The sequence below is a fragment of the Bacillus sp. TL12 genome (assembly GCF_022625245.1).
Lineage (GTDB): Bacteria > Bacillota > Bacilli > Bacillales > Bacillaceae_G > Bacillus_A.
In genome coordinates this window covers 14,552-35,528 of sequence record NZ_JAJJBY010000002.1, presented here as the reverse complement: position 1 = coordinate 35,528, position 20,977 = coordinate 14,552, and the positions used below count along the sequence as shown (strand labels likewise).

Genomic DNA, 20,977 nt, shown 5'->3' with positions numbered 1-20,977 from the left:
GCATGAAGTTATTTTTGCGTGATCATTTTGCATTTTTTCTATTATATGCATTAAACTTCGGTATCATTTTTATTCTCTATGATGCAGTAGACGGATTCCAAAACAACAAGTTCTACTTTATTGTATTAAGTTTATATTTATTTATTTGCTTCCTTGCTTATCGTTATGTTCGCAACCGCAGAATGTATCACAGGTTAAGTGAGCCACCAGAAAAAATGGAAGATGCTTTTATTGAAAGAGCAACCGCTCCTATGCCGCACGGCGTAAACGAGCTTGTCCGTACGCAATATCGCCTATTCCAAAAAGAGCTGCAAACATATGAAGTAAAACAACAAGAGCATCAACTGTTTATTAACCACTGGGTGCATCAAATGAAAACACCCGTTTCTGTTATGCAGCTTATGGTACTTGAAATGGAAGATGAGCATCTCATTCCTAAATTTAAAAAAGAACTAGAAAGATTAAACCAAGGGCTTGATATGGCATTATATATGGCACGGCTCAATAACTTCCATGAAGATTTCCACGTTGAAACCATTTCACTAAAAGATGCTGTAACCAAAAATATTAATGGCTTAAAAGAACTCTTTATTCGGAACGGAGTCTTCCCTGTTCTAGAAGTTCATTCTGATCTTATGGTTGCCTCTGATACCAAGTGGCTTAAATTCATTATTTATCAGTTAATGACGAATGCGGTTCGTTATTCTGGTGAGCGTGGAAAAAAGGTTTTCTTATCTGCTTACCGAAACGGAAAAGATATTATTTTAGAAATTCGTGATGAAGGTGTTGGTATCCCTCAGGAAGACATTCGAAGAGTATTTGAACCATTTTACACAGGGAAAAATGGACGTACTTTCGGAGAATCGACTGGTATGGGGCTTTATATTGTAAGCAAGATTTGTTCTTATTTAGGCCATTCCGTGAAATTAGATTCCGAGGTCGGTAAAGGAACAAGTATAAAAATTATCTTCCATAACGCTGTAAATCATCAAGCAGATGAACCTAGGAAGGTGACAGACTAATGAATATAACGCATTTCAACAAAATGTATGAGGACTCATTCTCATACATTTTTTGCAACACGACTCAAACGATACCTTCAATTTGGAGGTATACAGCATGACATTTTGGCAGTTCGCATTTAAAAACGTAACACGAAATTCTAGAGCTTATTTCGCTTACTTTGTAAGCAGTGCTTTTTCCATTGCTGTGTTCTTTTCATTTGCAGTGTATTTATTTCATCCTCGGTTACAGAATTCTAGCGTAGTTGATGGAATTTCAGGATTAATGATATTTTCAGAAGTAGTCATTGTGTTCTTCTCATTTTTCTTCTTACTTTATTCCATCGGTACCTTTTTAAAAGTTCGAAAAAAACAATTTGGCGTGTTAACCGTTTTAGGAATATCAAGAAAACAATTGAAACGCCTTGTTTTTATGGAAAATATGTTAATTGGATTATTATCCATCTTCTTTGGCATTCAATTTGGACTTGTTTTTTCACAATTTTTCTTATTGGTAACAGCGAAAATTACATATGCTCCTGGGCTCTATTTATATTGGCCAACAAAAGCAATTATTTTAACAGCGACAATCTTTCTCGGACTCTTTATCGTTGTATCAGCTTTCACTCCTACGCTTATTCGAACAAGAAAAGCAGTGCGCCTTCTAAAAGAAGGAAACTTGAGACAAAAAGAGCGAAAGCCATCCATCCTAATTTCTTTGTTTGGGGCTACCTGTTTATTATCAGGTTATGTATTAGCTGGGAACCCAAAATACTTTATATCACTCGGTTCAGACATAGGAACTCTATACATGGTTTCTAGTGTTTTCGTTATTCCATCACTCGTTGCGATGGGAACTTATCTTTTCTTTTCGCAAATTAGTTTCCTGCTCATTCGCATATTAAAAAAGCGAAGAAAATTTTATATGAAGCGAATTAACATGCTTTGGATTTCCGATTTAGCAAACCGTATTCGTACAAATATTAATATGCTGTTTATTGTAGCAATGCTATCTACCCTTGCATTTACAATGATTACATTCATATATGGGTTTGGGAAGTTTATGAAATTTGATGTTATAAACAATAGTCCATTTCCATTCTCCTACCTTTCATACGACGCTAATCCACTTGTTTCAAAGCATATGGATTGGTTAGAAAAACGGCTTAGTGAAGAACAATTTGCATTTAAGAAATACAAAACAGACTTATATGCAGTTTCATTACCAAAAGATGAAACCACGCCCTATGAACAAGAAGCATATGTGTTAAAAGAAAGTGACTATAATAAACTTGCGACTGCTTTACATCACAAGCAACTTTTTGTAAAGGAGAATGAAACATATATATTACCTGGATATGGCTATCAAAACATATTAAGTCCAATGCAAGAAGAATTTAAAAGAACAAGCATCACATTTTCTCAAAGTGCACTTACACTACATGTAAAAGGTTACGAATTTATTAACGTGATACCAACTGGATGGACATCACAAATACTGATTTTATCTGATGATACAGTACATGCTTTATCGAATAACATGAAACACATGACGCTTTATAATTTTCAAGTAAAAGACTGGGAAAAGACAAATGAGATTGCTGCAGAATATCTTGATACATTTGCAAAAGATCGAAGAAATATCCCATCTGAAGAACCATTATTTATCATGAACGAAGCGAGTAACACGCTATACGAAATTAAATTAGGTGCCGCTTCATTCTTCTTGATTGGTACGTTCCTTGGCGTTATTTTCTTCATTGGAGCTGGAAGTGTACTTTATTTCCGTATGTATACAGATTTAACAAACGAACAAGAAAAATATATTACCGTTACAAAAATTGGATTAACAGAATCTGAAATGAAACACTCTGCTACGATTCAACTGGCAATTTTATTCTTTGTTCCATATATTATGGCATCTATCCATACAATGTTTGCCACAAGAATGTTACAAGAAATCATGAATCTATCTTTATTTGCTGAAGTTACGGTTGTCCTTATGATTTTCGGAACCGTTGAAACCATCTTTTTCTTGTTAATTCGTTCCCTATATATGCAAAAATTATCGCAACATATTAAGCTTTAAGAGCTAGAAAGGTGAGTTTTATGGAAGAAGTATTACACATAAAAAATGTATCAAAAGTGTATGAGGGGAAAGTCCCTCATACCGCTTTAAAAAACATTAATTTACATGTAGATAAAGGTGAGTTTGTCGCAATTATGGGTCCTTCTGGGAGCGGTAAATCCACTTTCTTAAATGTAATTTCAACGATTGATTCCCCTACTGCTGGCGAGGTGTTTATTAACGGAAAAGAACCTCACACGTTCCGCCGTGAAAAATTAGCTGTTTTTCGTCGCCAAGAATTAGGGTTTGTCTTTCAAAATTTCAACTTATTAGATACGTTAACAATCGGTGAAAATATCGTATTACCCTTAACATTAGATAATATTCCTCTAAAAGAAATGGATGAAAAACTTGATCACATTTCCAAGAAACTTGGAATTGATCATATTTTAGATAAACGAATTTTTGAAGTTTCTGGTGGACAAGCGCAGCGCACCGCCGTAGCTCGTGCTGTCATTCATCATCCATCGCTCTTACTTGCTGATGAACCAACAGGAAACTTAGATTCAAAAGCGGCGATTGATGTAATGGAGTTATTTACAAAATTAAATAAAGAAGAACAAGCAACCATCTTAATGGTGACACACGATCCATTTGCAGCAAGCTATTGCAACCGTGTGATTTTTATTAAAGATGGTGAACTTTACAATGAATTACACCGTGGTCTATATCGTGAAAAGTTTTATCAAGAAATATTAGATGTGTTGGCGTTATTAGGAGGAAGACGCGGATGACATTTTGGCAGTTTGCTTTTAAAAATGTCTCTCGGAATTCACAGGCATATTTCGCCTATTTTATAAGCAGTGTATTTTCAATTACAGTTTTCTTTTCCTTTACTGTATATTCGTATCATCCACGCTTACAAGACATAAAAGAACAAGGGCCGCTAATGAATTTAATTGGAATGGCACAATTTGTCATCGTTATGTTCTCGTTCTTTTTTTTACTATATTCGATTGGAACATTTTTAAATGTACGTAAAAAACAATTTGGTATTTTAACCGTTCTCGGTATTTCTAAGAAACAGTTAAAACGCCTTATTTTTCTGGAAAATATGATAATTGGGATCTTAGCAATTTTTGCTGGTACTCAAGTTGGTCTTGTTTTTTCTAACTTTTTCCTACTCGTTACATCCAAATTAACAGGTGCAACAGGAATCTATTTATATTGGCCAACAAAGGCAATTACCGCCACAACATTAACTTTTATTGTTCTATTTTTTATCGTTTCTACGTTTACACCTATGTTCGTTCGTACACGTAAAACAGTTCGTCTCATTAAAGGCGATCAAAAGCAAGGAAAAGAAAAACGGCCTTCTATTCTTATTTCTTTATTTGCTTTAGCCTGTTTAGGTCTATGTTATTATATCGCTGGATATCCAAAAGGATATGTCACTGAAAAAAACGTACAGGATGGCTCTGTAATCTTTATCATTTTATCGATTTTGCCACTTGTAACCATTGGAACATATTTATTCTTTTCTCAAACGATTCTTCTCTTTATATCTATTTTAAAAAAGAGAAGAAAATTTTATATGAAACAAATAAATATGTTATGGATTTCAGATTTAGTTGCTCGCACGCGTGGTAATATTAATATGCTCTTTATTGTTACTATGTTATCTGCGCTTGCTTTTACAATTATTACACCGCTCTTTGCTATGAATAATTACACAAAAGCATCTATTTTAGAACGCTATCCTGTTCCGTTTACGTATACATCTGAAACCAGAAATTCATTTGAGCAAAAACATATTGCTACAATTGAACAAGAACTGACAACTCATGGATTTCAATATAAAAAATATAAATTGACAGTTTTAAAAGATAAGGCACAAGAAGAAAATATTGTGATTATGAAAATGAGTGATTACAATACATTAGCTAAGCTGCTAAAAAAACCAGAAATTCAGTTAAGTCCAGACGAAGCATATATAATTTCTAAATATTCACCAACGCTATTAAATTTAATTGCAAATCCATTTGCAAAACACGAAACAATTACACTAGAATCTAACAAAAAGACATTTCGTATTAAAGATTTTTTAATACATGGCGTAGAGCCACAATACATTCTTCCGGATACACTTATCATGCAGGATCATGTGGTTGATAACATACTTCCTCATATTGAAACTATGACCGTTTATAACTATCTCGTTGAAAATTGGGAAGATACTCTTATTCCTACGAAAAATATAATCAATAGTATAGATAAAGACCGAAATGCATTATTCAAAAATCATGATTCAGAAAAACATGATGTTGTCACTCCATTTAGCCTTGCTACAGCTAGTGATGCATTAGCATACAGTAAAAAAGATAATGTCTCTAGTTTCTTTATTGGAACATTTCTCGGTATTATCTTCTTTATCGGCGCAGCAAGTGTCTTATATTTCCGTATGTATAATGATTTAACGCGGGAAGAACAAAAGTATATCACTATTACTAAAATTGGATTAACAGAAGCAGAGATGTTTCGCTCTGCAACAATTCAATTAGCTATCTTATTTTTCGTACCTTATATAGTTGCAGCTATCCATACGATATTTGCAATTCAATTTTTACAAGCAGTGCTTTCTCTTTCTTTACTTAAAGAACTATTATTTGTACTTACTTTATTTGGGATTATCGAGATTATTTTCTTCTTTTTAATCCGTTCCCTTTACATGAATAAATTATCACAACGCCTTAAATTGTGAATAAAATAGCCTTGTGCACGTGCACAAGGCTATTTCAATAGTTTTTAGATGTTAGCAACAAAATCCACCGTGGCCGCCAAAACCGCCTCCATAACCACAGTAACCGCCGCCTCCACCACTGAAGCAGCTAGCACCGATGATGATCAATAGGATAAACAATACAATTAGAAGCGCGAAACCGCCGCCAAAGTTGTGACAACGGTCACGGTCACGATCGCGGTCACGATCACGGTCATGACCGTGATTTCTATGATCGAAACTTTCACTCATTACTCTATTCCTCCTTTAATATCATTCGTAACAAGATCATCTTGTTCTAAATGAGGGGATTCCATTTATATTATGTCTATATGGAAAATCGGGAGCTTGTATTGCCTAAAAATAGGCTTGTTTCATGTAATAATAAAAAAATGAATTCTTAAATCACATACAAAAAAGGATGCTCTTTAAGAGCATCCTCCTTATATTACACAAACATATTAAGCAATCATGCAAATCCAAATGCGATAAAGTGAAACTTTAATCAGTGGGGGGTTTCCTCATCCCCCACTGATTATTAATTGAACCAATCGGGCCTTTACGGGCAGTTTATCTCCCACCTAACTTCTTTGCTCCCGCCGAATTTTGAGGTGGGAGTATTACTGCCCGTTAGTGCGGGATAAATGATAATACTGTCTCTAGCACTATCCACGTCTTAAACGTCTCTTTTATGAACCAGAATCCAGCATCATTTACATGGGAAAACATGAATGATCCTGACCCTACAATGTTTTTCCAACTATTATTAGACACTTAACCATTATTTTTTCATTTAATATCCTTATATAAAAATTTTCATTATCATCATTACTAAACCCGCTATTAATGCCGATATTGGCAGTGTAATAACCCAAGTCATCACAATTCTTATAGCGACTCCCCAATTTACACCCCGAACACGTTTAGCGGAACCAACGCCTAAAATGGCAGATGAAGATACATGTGTGGTTGATACTGGTAGCCCTAACATAGTAGCACCTTGCAATACTACAAATGATGTTAAATCTGCAGCAAATCCATTGATAGGTTGAACTTTAAATATTTTTTTAGCAACCGTTTTAATAATCCGCATTCCACCCATCATTGTTCCTAGACCAATTGTTGCTGCACAAGTAACTTGTACCCAAAGTGGTACATCTAATGTGGTTTGGTAACCACCTGCTACTAAAGCAAAAACAATAATTCCCATTGTTTTTTGTCCATCATTTCCTCCATGAGAAAATGCAGCTAAACCAGAAGCTACAACTTGAAACCCTCGAAAACCACGAGTCGCCCGGCGAGGATTTACGTTTTTAAAAACAATTGCTAATATTTTCATTAGAATAAATCCTACTATAAAGGCTAAAAAAGGAGAAATGATTAGGGCTTTTATAATATCTGTGAAACCTTCCCAGTTTATAGAATGTATTCCTGATCCAAAAATAACAGCTCCAGCAACAGATCCGATTAAAGTGTGTGACGATGAAGAAGGAATCCCATAATACCATGTAAACAGATTCCAAAATATAGCTGCAATAAGAGCGGAAATGACGATTAACAAGCCGTTTTCAATCTGAAAAGGATCAGCAATTTTACCGCCAATCGATTTTGCTACGGCTTCTGATATTAAAGCACCTATAAAATTTAATACACCGGCATAAATAACCGCGAATCGTGGTGATAAAGCCTTTGTAGAAACTGACATTGCAATTGCGTTAGCCGTATCATGAAATCCATTAATGAATTCGAAAGTTAAAGCGAGAATAAGGATAATAATTATTGTTGTCATTATAGCCTCCACATATTTTTTGACTATATTAATTTTCACTCCAGAGATATATTAATGCTCCTTGAATACGGTTAAGCATTTTTCATGATAATGCTTTCTAATGTGTTGGCTACATTCTGACAGAAGTCCGCAATGTTTTCGAGCTCTTCATAGATTTCTTTATATTGAATAATACGAATAGGATCTTTTTCATTAGCAAACAGATTTTTAATGGATTCACGCAAAACCTCATCACATTTTGATTCCAATTCTTTAATTTTAATGGCATGATCCCTCATGTTTAGTAATTTCTTTGTTGCCAACATTTCAACCGCTGCCACAATTTCAGCAGTGCAATTACGGATAGCATCGACAAACTCAAGCATATAATTATCAGCATTTACTATAGAATACATTTCAAATAGAGCAGCAGTATGTTCTAATCCATCTAAAACATCATCCATGCTCAAGGTAAGAGATAAAATATCTTCTCGTTCAATGGAAGTGATGAAAGCATTGTGTAAGTCTTTGGTAACTTCATGAACTAAAGAATCCCCCTCTGATTCATATTTCTTCATTTTTTCAGAAAAAATTTTAAGGTCATTCACATTTTTCAGTTTATAATCAGCGAAATAATTAGCACTTTCATTTAAATTTAAAGAAATATTACTTAAATGATTTGTAAACTTGTCTTTTTTCCTTACAGCCATGCTATTACCTCCAATTTGTCCAATGAGTTTAAATATCAAGCGTAAATAATACAACCTTAATATTTCCCTATGGCACAATTCAATCCATAAAAATGATGAACCAAATCTTAATAATTGAAAGAATTTCAAATTCCCTTAATGCAAAAAAGCCTACGATAACCGAATTATCGTAGGCTCCTTATATACGCTGTACAAACAACTTTCCTTCTTGCAGTATACGTTTTTTCACTTGTGGATCAGAGAGCGTATTTACATGTAACACATCAAATTTCTCTCTTCCTTTTAGTCCTTCTACCAACTCAAAATATAACCATTGAAATTGCTTATATGAAGCATTCCTTGTTTCAATCGCAATAGTAGTGGTTATCCCTTCCGTTTCATGAGACCAAAAGATGTATGCAACTTTTACAAATACCACTCGTAATAAGTATGTTTGTATAACCTGCAATATCTCTTCCCTCATGCATTCACCTCTCACAGACAATCCGTTTTTTCGTAATCTCTTCTAATCTTTCCCGGTTTACATCATATCCAAACCCAGGACCAGTTGGGACAATCACTTTTCCTCCTTGCAACGTTACTTCTGGTGAAATAATATCGCGCTGCCAATGCCTACTCGAAGCTGAAATATCACCGGGAATTGTAAAGTTTTGAAGTGATGCCAGCGCGATATTTTGTGCACGTGAAATTCCCATTTCAACCATACCACCGCACCAAACTGGAATATCATGTGCTTTGCAATAATCATGAACTTGAATGGATTCAGTTAATCCCCCGACTCGGCCGGGCTTGATATTTACAATGCGACAGCTTCCCAGTGTAATGGCTACTCTTGCATCTTCTAAACTATGAATACTCTCGTCCAAACAAATAGGTGTCTCGATTTGTTTTTGCAGTTTAGCATGATCAAGAAAATCGTTATCAGCTAAAGGCTGTTCAATCATCATTAACTGAAACTCATCTAACCTCTTTAATTTCTCAGTATCTGCTAGCGTATACGCTGAATTTGCATCTACCATTAAAGGAACCTGTGGAAATGCTTTTCGTATTTCCTTCAATAGCTCATAATCAAGTTCCGGCTTGATTTTCACTTTAAATCGCTGATATCCTTCTGCTGCATACATTTCAATTCGTTTTAACATATTCGGAATTGTATCTAAACCCATCACAACGCCGACTTCAATTTCTCGCTGCGTTCCTCCAAGTAAAGTCGCTAACGATTTGTTTTGACGTTTCGCATACAAATCCCATACCGCACCTTCTATTCCCGCTTTCGCCATCCGGTTCCGCTTTATATGCTGAAAAAGATTAGGGATTTCATTTGGATGCATAACTTCAGCTTTCAGTAAATCTGGCAATAAAAAATCTTGAAGCATATGAAGTGCCGTTGTTATGGTTTCTTCTGTGTACCATGGCTCTGAGAAAGCAACAACTTCCCCAAAACCAATATATCCGTCCGTATCCTCTAGCTCAATGACAATACTTTCACGCGTCTTATACGTTCCGTAACTTGCGGCAAAAGGAGTAACAAGCGGCATTTCGGTTATATAAAGCGTCACTTTTTTAAACTTCATCTACATTTCCTCCAGCAACTGCCTTAGTTCCCGTCTTAACAATTTTTTCGAAGCATTACGTGGTAATTCTGATAAGAAATGCACTTCTTTTGGCACTTTATATTTCGCTAATTTTTCTTCACAAAAACGAATAATTTCTTCTTCTGTTACATGTCCTGCTTTGACAATAAAGGCAGCTGGCACTTGTCCCCACTTTTCATCCGCTTTCCCAACAACACCAGCCTCCCCTACCGCAGGATGCGCAAGCAATACTTCTTCAATTTGTGCTGGATAAATATTTTCTCCGCCTGAAATAATTAAATCACTGCGACGATCCAATACATATAAGAACCCTTCTTCATCTAAATAGCCAAGGTCTCCTGTGTGAAGCCAACCATTTGCTATCGTTTCACGCGTTGCGTCTTCTCGTTTAAAATAACCACGTGTCACATTCGGTCCTTTTACAACAATCTCACCTTCAACATTCGGCGGCATAACCCTACCATCCTTCTCTATTCGAAGTTGACATGGGAAAAGAGGTTTTCCTGCTGAACCGACTTTCTTTAACATGTAATCTACTGATAACGTACAAATTTGTGAAGATGTTTCCGTCATTCCATACGTTTGATATACAGGAATTCCTTTTGCTACACATGTTTCTAGTAGCGGCCTTGGTGCTGGCCCTCCGCCTAATAACATGCAGCGTAAAGAGTTTGGATATGTTTCTTCTCCAAGCCTTTCTAATAAGTCCGTCAGCATTTTAGATACAACCGATATGATTGTTACTCCCTGAGTTTTTATTGCCTCATGAATGAAATCAGGATCATATTTCGGAACGAGTAAAACGCGCATACCGTACATCACATTTTTCATTAATAAAGATAATCCGCCCACATGAAACATTGGCATACACGCTAACCAACAATCGTCATCACGAAGCCCTAAATTAAGTGACGATCCAACGGCACTCGCCCAGTGATTACCGTATGTTAAAATAACCCCTTTTGGCTTACCAGTTGTCCCTGACGTATAAATAATTGTCATCGCTTCTTCTAACGAGAACTCCTCTTGAACAACTGCCGTTTTCTTCGGTCCATGCATTACTTCTTCAAATATGTAAACAGGTACCTGCTCCGTTTCAAATTCTCGGTCCGTTATTAAGCGAACAACTTCAGCATCTTCCATTTGCCAAAGTAGCTCTTCTCTTGAAAGACGTGTATTTAGAAGTACCGCTACTGCCCCTATATAAGATAAGGCATGAACTACCGTAATCATCTCCGTACCATTTTTCATCAGAACAGCCACTTTTTGACCTTTTTCTACTTGTAAGTATGAAAGGTGTTCACAAACAGATAATACTTTTTCATGTAATTTTGCAAAGCTCATTCTCTCTTCTTTTGTCTCAATTGCAATGCGCTCTGGCGTTAAAAAAGCACGTTGCATTAACCAATTGGGCATTGTCTCCATTACACATTCTCCTTTCATGAAAGAAAGAGACTTGATATAGAATCAAGTCTCTTTTTGTTTCCGCTTTTGATCTTATCCAGCTACAGCGGCTAGAACAGTCGGTCATTTCACGCCTTCCTGCGAGGCAAACTAAGCCTCTTCGTCAGGAGTTCCAACGCCCTCTTGTTCTAAACGAGCCGCTTCCGCTTTTAATTTCATCCAGCTACGCCTCCTAGCCCCTTGCGTCTAAACAGTCGGCTTCGCTTTTGATCAAGGGAAACGAGGGAATTGTCCGAAGTCTGGACGGCGTTTTTCTTTGAACGCGTCACGGCCTTCTTTTGCTTCGTCAGTTGTGTAGTACAGTAACGTTGCGTCTCCCGCTAGTTGCTGAATACCAGCTAAACCGTCTGTATCTGCATTGAATGCAGCTTTTAAGAAACGAAGTGCCATTGGGCTGTTTGCTAAGATTTCTTCTGCCCATTGTACTGTTTCTGCTTCTAATTGATCTAATGGTACAACTGTGTTTACTAAGCCCATATCAAGTGCTTCTTGTGCACTATATTGACGGCATAAGTACCAAATTTCACGAGCTTTCTTATGACCTACCATACGAGCTAAATAGCCAGCACCGTATCCACCATCAAAGCTACCTACTTTAGGACCAGTTTGTCCGAATACAGCGTTGTCTGCTGCGATTGTTAAGTCACATACGATATGAAGTACGTGGCCACCGCCAATTGCATAACCTGCTACCATTGCGATAACTGGTTTAGGGATTGCGCGAATTAGACGTTGTAAGTCTAATACGTTTAAGCGTGGGATTTGGTCCTCACCTACATATCCACCATGACCGCGAACTTTTTGGTCGCCGCCAGAACAGAATGCACGTCCACCTTCCCCAGTTAAAATGATAACGCCAACATTTGCATCATCGCGTGCGTGTGCAAAAGCATCGATTAACTCCATTACCGTTTTCGGACGGAATGCGTTATGTACTTCAGGACGGTTAATCGAAATCTTTGCGATACCATTGTATGTGGAATAAATAATATCTTCGTAATTGCCTTCTTTTACCCATTCAATAGCCATTACTCTTACCTCCTTTTTATTATGCTAATGGTTGTCCACTAGCCCCTTTATAAGCTTCACTCTCTTCAAAAGAAAAAAGTGTCACTGTATGGTTTTTAGAAATCCCTCTACTATTGTACCAAACTTTTGCGGTTGTTCCACATGAATTGCATGGCCAGCCTCGCGAATTTTGACAAATTTCGCATGAGGGATGCATTTTTTCATGTTTGTAAGAATTTGAAAAAACTTTTGATCATACTCTCCATTCATTAAAAGAACAGGCATTTTGAGTCTTTCAAGCTGATTCCACCATGAAGGTTGCGCCCCTGTTCCCATTCCCCTAAGACTATTTGCAAGTCCTCTTGGGGTATTGGCTAGTCTCTCTTTTCGAACTGCTTCTTTCACGCCTTGTGGTAATTTTTTTTGCGTTGCAAAAAGCGGAATATTTTCCCACTTATTTACGAATGCTTCTATGCCTTCGAATTCGATTTGATCTGCGAGCTGTTCATCGCGCGCGCGGCGTTCTTGCCGATTCGATTCCACCTCAAGCCCAGCTGTACAATTTTCTAATAAAAGAGATTTCACACGGCCTGGATATAAGCATGCCATCGTAATCGCAAGCCTTCCGCCCATCGAATAACCAAGTATATGTGCTTTTTCAATATTTAAATGATCGAGTAATGTCGTCATTTGAAGTGCTACGTTTTGAATATCATAATGCGTCATTTCTTCCGGACTTTCCGTGTTCCCGTGACCAACTAGATCCAAAGTGATAACTTGAAATTGTTCGCTCCATGAAGAAATAAATGGGCGCCACGTTTCCATGCTACCCGTAAAACCATGAAGAAGTAGTAGCGGTTCTCCACTACCTACCACCTCATATTCATATGCTACACCTTCTAGCGTTACTTTCATTCCGCTTCACCTTGCAAAATTTCCGTAACAACCTTCGATGTACTTGCCCATAAATCACGGTGCAGCTGTAAGTTCTCGTCACGATTCGTACAAATCTCTACAACATGTAATCCTTTTTCAGTTGTTCCTTTTTGCACTTCGTTACGAAATGCGTCCCAGCCATTTACACGCGCAAATGAACCACCGTACATGTTTACAACATATTCATAATCCAGTCCAAGCGGCGTTCCGAATAATGTTTCAAAATGTTCTTTTGACTCGTATTGCGGTAGGAATGAGAAAATACCACCACCATCATTATTGACAACAACAATTGTTACATTTAAATCATGTAATTTTGCTGCTAGAAGTCCGTTTAGATCGTGATAAAATGATAAATCACCGATGACTAATACAAGTGGTTCACAAACCATACTAGCGCCTAGGGCTGTTGAAATAATCCCATCAATACCATTCACACCACGATTTGCCATTACATTGATTCTTTTATCTGTTGTAAAGAAGAACGTATCTGTATCACGAATTGGCATACTATTGCTGGCAAATAAAGTCGCTCCCTCTGGCAGTACATGCACGATGTCTGTAATCACTTTTCCTTCAAATGCTGTTTCATAAGTTTCGATTTCACGAAGCTGTTCCTTCGTTGCATCGTTTATATGTTTCCACATCACGTACCAATCATTCTTTTCTCGTTTTTGCATATGATCTATCATTGTTTTACAGAACGAGACATCACTTGCACATACAACTTCCGTCGCTACAAGGGCTGGATCTCTCCATTTTCCTGATTCATCTACAACAATATGAACAGCATTCTCTTGTTTCTTTATATATTGCGTTAATGCTTTTGATACAGGCATACCACCAAAACGAATGATTACTTCTGGCTTCCATGTATCCTTTAACAATTCGTTTCGTAAAAATGTATCATAACAATCCATTACCATTGATTTATCATGCTCGCCGCTTCTGAGGCCGGAAAGTGGATCTGCTAAAATCGGATATCCGGTTTGCTCAGCAAGTTCCGTGATAACTTCAACGATTTCTGGATGGCTATCGTCCCCACAAACAATAAGCCCCTTTTCCATACTTGAAAGGCGCTCTGTAAGAGAATGTACATATTCACTCGTCATCGTCATATTTCCTTGATGCACTGCCCCTGTATATTCACCACGACCTTTTTCCCATAAATTCTCTAAAGAGAAATCAGGAATGAGCGGTTCCCGAAGTGGGAAGTTAATATGAACAGGTCCCTTTGGCGCAAGCGATGCACTTGCAATAGCGCGCCCAGCTGTCATACGAGCATAATGATACATAGGATCCCTAGCTTCTGGCAGTGCCATCTCCATAAACTTTTTTACAAAAGAACCATATAAATTCAATTGATTCATTGCCTGCGGTGCACCAACATCTCTTAGTTCATGCGGTCTATCTGCTGTTAAAACAAGAAGTGGTACACGTGAATGAAAAGCTTCACAAATTGCTGGATAATAGTTCGCTGCCGCTGTTCCTGATGTACATAAAATTGCTACAGGACGATTCTTCGCTTTCGCAATACCAAGCGCGAAAAAGGCAGCTGATCGTTCATCTACATGTAAATACGTTTGTATCTGTTCATGTTGCTCCATCAATAAGGCTAGCGGTGTTGACCGTGAGCCTGGACTAATGACAACATCATATACATTTAGACGCGCTAGTTCGTCCACAAACGCGCCTAAATAATATGATAATGCTTCTATATGATTATTCATTTCATTAATTCCTCCAAAGCACCAAGCATCGGTCTAAACTTCAAACTTGTTTCTTCATATTCAAGTTGCGGAACTGAATCAATCACAATACCGCAACCGGCAAATAAGGATGCCTTATTACCATTTAATAATCCGCACCGCAAGGCGACTGCAAATTCACCGTTCCCCTTGTCATCTATCCAACCGATTGGTGCTCCGTACAGTCCACGGTCTAATAATTCTACATCACGAATTAATTTCATCGCCGCGTGGCGAGGTGTGCCACCAAGAGCTGGCGTCGGGTGGAGTTCTTCTACCATTGTCAGAAGGGATGCATCACCTTTCGCTTCCACTGGTGTATATAAATGTAGTAAATTTTTTGTTGTTAATAACCCTGGACGCTCTGGAATAGTAACAGACTCACAATGTTCATTTAATACGCCGCGAATCATATTTACTACATAGCCATGCTCTGCTAAATTCTTTTTATCATGAAGAAGCATCTCGCCATTTTGCTTACTTTCTTCTATAGAGTTACCATGACCAATCGAGCCAGCAAGACACATCGATGTAAATTTCTCGCCTTCTTTACGAATTAATCTTTCAGGCGTTGCTCCTAAGAAGCATGCCCCTTTATAATCAAAGGAAAATACGTAACAATCCGGCTGACCGATGCGGAGCGCTTCTAAAATACGAGCAGAATCAATATTTCGATCCATCACTAGTTTTAGCTCTCTTGCTAATACAACCTTCTGTACGCTTCCTTTTTTCATTTCTTCTTGCACTTTTACAATCGCATTCATCCAGCCCCTTGGATCAACTTCTACTTTAGAATTTACTGCTAATTTTGCTTCTGTAAGTGGCCCTTTACATTCGTGTAAAATTCTTTCTTCTAGAGAAACAATTTCTTCATAAACCATCTGTACAGAGTCTCCAGCTGAAATAAATGTATTTATTGTTAACCATGCTTTTTCATTTTTAACTGTTAAAAGAAAAGCCGGTAACGATAGTGTTGTATCTTTAAATTCTTTCCACAGATCCGTTTGCTCTTTTTCTGGATCAAATGAAAAGCCACCAAATAAAAGTGGACCCGTTCCAAATTCATATTCTTCCCTATGAACAATTGCTTTCTCCTGCACTTTATTCCACTCTTCACAGGCATATTGAAAGCGCTTGTCAGAAGATTTTGCTATAGTGAAAACAGAGCCAATTCCCGCAAATATTACATGCTGGGCTGGGTCTGCAAAGTAACATCTATTTTCGGATGCAATACTTCTTCCTGCTGCATAAAAAAGAAGCGGATCCATCCAATCTATTTGTTTTACAAAACTGACCAATGTTTTTTCATCAGTTGCATATTCAATCGCTGCAGTAAGTATTTCTTGTAAATCTTTTTGTTTCGTCTGAATCACAAAGTCTCCCCCCTATGGGCGAAAAATAGTCATAAATACGCTTGATTTTAAGATACACCTCAAACGAAACCCCTGTCAACGTTTAGCATTTCTGAGAAATTCACCTTCTCTTCCTAGAAAATAAACGTTGACACTAAATGATGCTTTTCCTACACTTAATTGTGTACTTTATGTGAACAAGGAGGATTCAAAATGGAAATGAAAATTGAAACAAATTCCCCTCCTATGCCGTCAAAGCCAAGTAAACAAACAGGCTGGCGCATTTGGTGGAGTTTATTACGTCCTCATACATTAACAGCTGCTTTTGTTCCTGTTTTTATCGGAACAGCGTATGCCATGCAAGTAGGGGGTATTAATCAAATACATCTCCCTCTTTTCTTTATCATGCTTCTCGCTTGTCTTCTCATTCAAGCGGCAACAAACATGTTTAACGAATACTTTGATTATAAAAGAGGATTAGATCATGAAGGTTCTGTTGGTATCGGCGGGGCAATTGTCCGCGACGGTATTCAGCCAAAAACAGTACTGAACTTAGCATTTGGATTTTTCGGTATCGCGATGCTATTAGGCGTTTATATTTGTATGAACTCTAGCTGGTGGCTTGCTGCAATCGGTCTTGTGTGTATGGCTGTTGCTTACCTTTATACAGGTGGCCCAATTCCAATTGCTTATACACCTTTTGGAGAATTAACAGCAGGATTATTTATGGGTATTATTATTATTGGTATTTCTTTCTTCATTCAGACTGGAACTGTAACATCAGAAATTATTTTAATATCCATTCCAAATTCAATTTTAATTGGTGCAATTTTACTTTCCAATAACATTCGTGATCTAGATGGAGACAAAGAAAACGGTCGTAACACATTAGCAATTATCGTTGGACGTGAAAATGCAATTGGTGTCCTTGCTTCTATGTTTATCGTTTCCTACATTTGGACGATTGCCCTAATCATTGTCGGAATCGTATCTCCATGGATGTTAATTGTATTCCTGAGTGCACCGAAAGCATTCAAAGCAACAAAAGGATTTATCGGCAAAAGCATTCCAATGGAAATGGCACCTGCAATGATTGCAACTGCAAAAACAAATACAATCTTCGGATTTTTAATGGGAATCGGCCTATTACTTGGGTATTTCCTATAGGGAAGGGAGCTGCTAGGCAGCTCTCCTTTTTCATTTTCAAAATATATCGGCGATTCGACACAGCATATCGACCACTCGACATGTAACGACACCACTACTTCCCTAAATTCCTCCTCATATTTCCCGAATTCCGGCTCATACTACATAAAGAAACCGAATTGTAGGAAGGTGGATACAATGTTAACTCCACAACAAATCAATCACTTTAAATCCATGTTAGAAAAGCAACAACAAGAACTAGAACAAACACTTCAAAATCATGAAAATGAAGATCGTGCTTCTGAACGGGAATCTGTAGGAGAATTATCTGCTTATGATAATCATCCTGGGGACATGGGTACAGAATTATATGAACGAGAAAAAGATTTCGGACTGATTGAACTTTGGCATAAGCAACTGCAAGATACAAAGCATGCCTTGCAAAAAATCGAAGCTGGCACATACGGTATTTGCGAAGTTTCTGGTGAAGAAATTCCGCTAGAACGATTAGAAGCAATGCCGACTGCTACGACCTGTATCCAACATACAACAAATAAATTAAACATGAGCGCACGCCCTATTGAAGAAGAATTAGTAGAGCCACCGTTTGGCAAATATGATATGGACAGTGCCGTAGGATATGATGCAGAGGATGCTTGGCAAGATGTCGCTTTATATGGAACTTCAGAAACGCCATCCGATTTAGAACGCCGCGACTCTAAAAACTTCGATGAAATGTATGTAGATGCTGAAGAGCCACGTGGTTATGTAGAAGACTTCGAGAACTTCATCGGAACAGATATGTATGGAAAGAATCCACAAGTGTACGCGACAGAAGAGCATGAGGAATATGAACAAATGCTGGATGATTTTGAAGAACGTACTTACAAAGGTGAATTATCTTCAGATGAGTCTGGTTCGAAGGCATAAAAAAAGCATTCCGAATTTCGGAATGCTTTTTTCTCGCTAGCTAATTAGTTTTTTGTAACGTTAGCAGCTTGTGGTCCACGGTTACCTTCAACGATTTCGAAAGAAACTTCTTGACCTTCTTCTAAAGTTTTGAAGCCGTCGCCTTGGATAGCTGAGAAATGTACGAATACATCGTCTCCACCTTCAACTTCGATGAAACCGAAACCTTTTTCGCTGTTAAACCATTTAACTTTACCTGTTTGCATGTCATGTACCTCCTAAATAAAAATGAAACTATGAATCCACATGAAAAGGTGGATATAAAGGACATGAATGTATCTCAGACCTAATGCCTTGAATTAAACACGCTTTATTTCCGTACCACATTATGTAGCTCAATAGTGATTTCACTATATCACGCTCTATCAAAAACGTCAAATGAGAACACTTTCATTTCAGCATTTTTCTTACATTTTTTAAACTCTTCACAAAATCTGGAATCTACATAAATACAAACTGATATAAAACCTTTCTTTTTAGATAGGAAAGAGCGTCCAGCCATGTATAGAAGCGGTCAGATCCTCTTTCAGCCTCATTACCAAGCGAAAGAAGAAAACAAGTGCAAATCTACTATTTCTTTTCATAACAGCAACTTATATGTCGAAAAATCAAAATGGCTTTTTGTTTGAAAATTAACAAAACGATAGTTTTCTAATCTCTTTAATTTCTGTACAATATTAGTATCCACTACATAAGAGGTGAAAAAATGAAAGCACATGAAATTGAGTATAAATTATATGGCGATGATATGCAGTTCGTTGAAATTGAATTAGATCCAGAGGAAAGTGTTATAGCAGAAGCTGGCGCAATGATGATGATGGAAGACCATATTGAAATGGAAACAGTCTTCGGCGACGGTGCCGGAAAATCTGGCGGCCTATTCGGCAAACTAATGGGTGCTGGAAAGCGTCTCGTTACAGGTGAAAGTATGTTTATGACTGTATTTACAAACACAGGTCACGGCAAACGTCACGTATCATTTGCTGCGCCTTATCCTGGAAAAATCGTTCCAGTTGATTTAAGAGAATATCAAGGCAAAGTGGTTTGTCAAAAAGATGCTTTCCTTTGCGCAGCCAAAGGGGTTTCGATTGGAATTGAATTTACGAAAAAAATCGGTAGCGGCTTTTTCGGTGGTGAAGGCTTCATTATGCAAAAACTTGAAGGTGACGGACTTGCTTTCATGCATGCAGGTGGAACAGTTTATAAACGAGAACTAAAACCTGGCGAGAGATTACGTATCGATACAGGTTGCCTCGTTGCAATGACGAAAGATGTTGACTATGATATTCAATTTGTAGGCAATGTAAAAACTGCTCTATTCGGCGGAGAAGGTTTATTCTTCGCAACGTTAGAAGGGCCTGGAACGGTTTGGCTTCAATCCTTGACATTAAGCCGTTTAGCAGCACGCCTTACAAACCCTGCAGCCCAAAGTAGCGGGGAAGGTAGCGTTTTAGGAGGACTTGGTCGCCTTCTTGATGGAAAAGAGTAAAGTTCAAATCGCTACGTCATAAGACGTAGCGATTGTTTTTTATTTATCCGTTTCTGCTTCATTTGGACTATACATACCGTTTTGAATCATATAATACTCCATCGCTCGGTTTAACCAGTCCTCTTCTTCCGCTGTATATGGAGAAGGAATCATCTGCTCATATTGTTCCTCCATATTTTCTAATTCTCCAAAAAAGTGCAGTGCTTCTTGCCCAACGTATGTAAGACTCGCCTTCATATGTTTATCAACAAGCTGTTGCACCTCTGAATCATGGACTGGCTTTCCGAATAATCTCTTTACTTCCTTCGACAACTGAATAAATTCTTTATCCAATGCTACCATCTCTTCTTCAGATTTATCGTATAATCGATCAACAACTCCCTTATCTATGTATTCCTCAAGCCATAAGCGTTGTTCATTTTCTTTTTGTATACTCCGAATTAAAGTCATCAGAATGTCACTGTCTATTTGCCCTTCGTCCTCTAATAAAGTAATCGTTCGATGAATCGCTTTTAGAGAAGTTTCGATATGTCTCTTTTTTTCTTCAAAAGCTTTTTTCTGACTTTGTAATGTTTCTTTCAAGCTTCCGTTAAAGCTTTCCCTATTTACCATTACACAGATTTCATCTAAGCTATATCCTAAAAATTTTAAACTCACAATTTTTTGCAATGTTAATATATCCGATCTTTTATATATGCGATGCCCGGAACTAGGATGTTTTTCAGGTGTAAGTAACCCAATTTCGTCGTAATAATGTAGTGTTCGTACTGATGTGCCTGTTTGTTTCGAAAACTCTCCAATTGAATAATTTTCACTGTTACTCATCTCTTATTCCCCCTACATTCTTTTTACCAATGCGGTTACCTCAATCATACTCCCTCACGTAACTGTAGGTTCAAGTTTTAATTTCCTTTCAATCTCCTCAAAGAATGATTCCACCTACC

The 20,977-nt window shown here is 37.5% G+C and carries 19 protein-coding genes and 1 pseudogene; 7 read left to right on the top strand and 13 right to left on the bottom strand.

Annotation, left to right across the window (positions count from 1 at the left end):
* Positions 1–2 precede the first annotated feature (2 nt).
* The 4 genes from LOK41_RS02105 (at position 3) to LOK41_RS02090 (ending at position 5,830) form a co-directional block, all read left to right on the top strand.
* On the top strand, positions 3–1,022 hold the full coding sequence (locus tag LOK41_RS02105; RefSeq protein WP_241814959.1) for a sensor histidine kinase: 1,020 nt from the start codon (positions 3–5) through the stop codon (positions 1,020–1,022).
* Between the two features lie 97 nt (positions 1,023–1,119).
* Positions 1,120–3,090, top strand: coding sequence for an ABC transporter permease (locus LOK41_RS02100; protein WP_241814958.1), 1,971 nt, complete (start codon positions 1,120–1,122; stop codon positions 3,088–3,090).
* 20 nt (positions 3,091–3,110) lie between these two features.
* Positions 3,111–3,863, top strand: coding sequence for an ABC transporter ATP-binding protein (locus LOK41_RS02095; RefSeq protein WP_098489699.1), 753 nt, complete (start codon positions 3,111–3,113; stop codon positions 3,861–3,863).
* Entirely contained in the window at positions 3,860–5,830 is a 1,971-nt protein-coding gene (locus LOK41_RS02090; protein ID WP_241814957.1) for an FtsX-like permease family protein, read from the top strand. The genes LOK41_RS02095 and LOK41_RS02090 overlap by 4 nt, the downstream gene beginning before the upstream one ends.
* A gap of 51 nt (positions 5,831–5,881) precedes the next feature.
* On the opposite strand, the gene LOK41_RS02085 is transcribed toward LOK41_RS02090, so the two are convergent.
* From LOK41_RS02085 to LOK41_RS02035, 11 genes and pseudogenes are all read right to left on the bottom strand, one after another.
* The gene (locus LOK41_RS02085) at positions 5,882–6,100 is read right to left on the bottom strand and encodes a YjcZ family sporulation protein (RefSeq protein WP_241814956.1); all 219 of its coding nucleotides are present in this window, start codon (positions 6,098–6,100) and stop codon (positions 5,882–5,884) included.
* Positions 6,101–6,478: 378 nt separating this feature from the next.
* Positions 6,479–6,592 (bottom strand): annotated as a pseudogene (locus LOK41_RS02080) (GntT/GntP/DsdX family permease); the annotation flags it as partial.
* 58 nt (positions 6,593–6,650) lie between these two features.
* Positions 6,651–7,637 carry an inorganic phosphate transporter gene (locus tag LOK41_RS02075; protein ID WP_241814955.1) on the bottom strand — a complete coding sequence of 329 codons (987 nt, stop codon included), beginning with the start codon at positions 7,635–7,637 and terminating at the stop codon, positions 6,651–6,653.
* A 71-nt stretch (positions 7,638–7,708) separates the two neighbouring features.
* Positions 7,709–8,326: a DUF47 domain-containing protein gene (locus LOK41_RS02070; RefSeq protein WP_241814954.1), complete on the bottom strand. Its 618-nt coding sequence runs from the start codon at positions 8,324–8,326 to the stop codon at positions 7,709–7,711.
* 178 nt (positions 8,327–8,504) lie between these two features.
* Positions 8,505–8,789 (bottom strand): PX domain-containing protein, encoded by a 285-nt coding sequence (locus LOK41_RS02065; RefSeq protein WP_241814953.1) that lies wholly within the window; start codon positions 8,787–8,789, stop codon positions 8,505–8,507.
* Positions 8,790–8,793: 4 nt separating this feature from the next.
* Positions 8,794–9,900 carry an o-succinylbenzoate synthase gene (gene menC, locus LOK41_RS02060; RefSeq protein ID WP_241814952.1) on the bottom strand — a complete coding sequence of 369 codons (1,107 nt, stop codon included), beginning with the start codon at positions 9,898–9,900 and terminating at the stop codon, positions 8,794–8,796.
* Positions 9,901–11,346, bottom strand: a complete 1,446-nt coding sequence (locus tag LOK41_RS02055; protein ID WP_241814951.1) for an o-succinylbenzoate--CoA ligase — start codon at positions 11,344–11,346, stop codon at positions 9,901–9,903. It lies immediately after the preceding gene.
* Between the two features lie 249 nt (positions 11,347–11,595).
* Complete coding sequence (menB, locus tag LOK41_RS02050) at positions 11,596–12,414, bottom strand: 1,4-dihydroxy-2-naphthoyl-CoA synthase (protein ID WP_017153677.1); 819 nt, start codon at positions 12,412–12,414, stop codon at positions 11,596–11,598.
* Between the two features lie 81 nt (positions 12,415–12,495).
* Positions 12,496–13,308, bottom strand: a complete 813-nt coding sequence (gene menH / locus LOK41_RS02045) for a 2-succinyl-6-hydroxy-2,4-cyclohexadiene-1-carboxylate synthase (RefSeq protein ID WP_241814950.1) — start codon at positions 13,306–13,308, stop codon at positions 12,496–12,498.
* On the bottom strand, positions 13,305–15,059 hold the full coding sequence (menD, locus tag LOK41_RS02040; protein WP_241814949.1) for a 2-succinyl-5-enolpyruvyl-6-hydroxy-3-cyclohexene-1-carboxylic-acid synthase: 1,755 nt from the start codon (positions 15,057–15,059) through the stop codon (positions 13,305–13,307). Before menD ends, menH begins: the two co-directional genes overlap by 4 nt.
* On the bottom strand, positions 15,056–16,450 hold the full coding sequence (locus LOK41_RS02035) for an isochorismate synthase (RefSeq protein WP_241814948.1): 1,395 nt from the start codon (positions 16,448–16,450) through the stop codon (positions 15,056–15,058). Before LOK41_RS02035 ends, menD begins: the two co-directional genes overlap by 4 nt.
* Before the next feature lie 192 nt (positions 16,451–16,642).
* Here LOK41_RS02035 and LOK41_RS02030 point away from each other — a divergent pair, with 192 nt between their 5' ends.
* Positions 16,643–17,596, top strand: a complete 954-nt coding sequence (locus LOK41_RS02030) for a 1,4-dihydroxy-2-naphthoate polyprenyltransferase (protein WP_241814947.1) — start codon at positions 16,643–16,645, stop codon at positions 17,594–17,596.
* 177 nt (positions 17,597–17,773) lie between these two features.
* Positions 17,774–18,505, top strand: coding sequence for a yteA family sporulation protein (locus tag LOK41_RS02025; protein WP_241814946.1), 732 nt, complete (start codon positions 17,774–17,776; stop codon positions 18,503–18,505).
* A gap of 44 nt (positions 18,506–18,549) precedes the next feature.
* Here LOK41_RS02025 and cspD read toward each other — a convergent pair whose 3' ends face one another.
* Positions 18,550–18,750 carry a cold-shock protein CspD gene (gene cspD, locus LOK41_RS02020; protein ID WP_001193054.1) on the bottom strand — a complete coding sequence of 67 codons (201 nt, stop codon included), beginning with the start codon at positions 18,748–18,750 and terminating at the stop codon, positions 18,550–18,552.
* 500 nt (positions 18,751–19,250) lie between these two features.
* On the opposite strand from cspD, the gene LOK41_RS02015 reads away from it, so the two are divergent.
* Entirely contained in the window at positions 19,251–20,033 is a 783-nt protein-coding gene (locus tag LOK41_RS02015; protein WP_241814945.1) for a TIGR00266 family protein, read from the top strand.
* Positions 20,034–20,072: 39 nt separating this feature from the next.
* Here LOK41_RS02015 and LOK41_RS02010 read toward each other — a convergent pair whose 3' ends face one another.
* The gene (locus LOK41_RS02010; protein ID WP_241814944.1) at positions 20,073–20,858 is read right to left on the bottom strand and encodes a MerR family transcriptional regulator; all 786 of its coding nucleotides are present in this window, start codon (positions 20,856–20,858) and stop codon (positions 20,073–20,075) included.
* Positions 20,859–20,977: the final 119 nt, after the last annotated feature.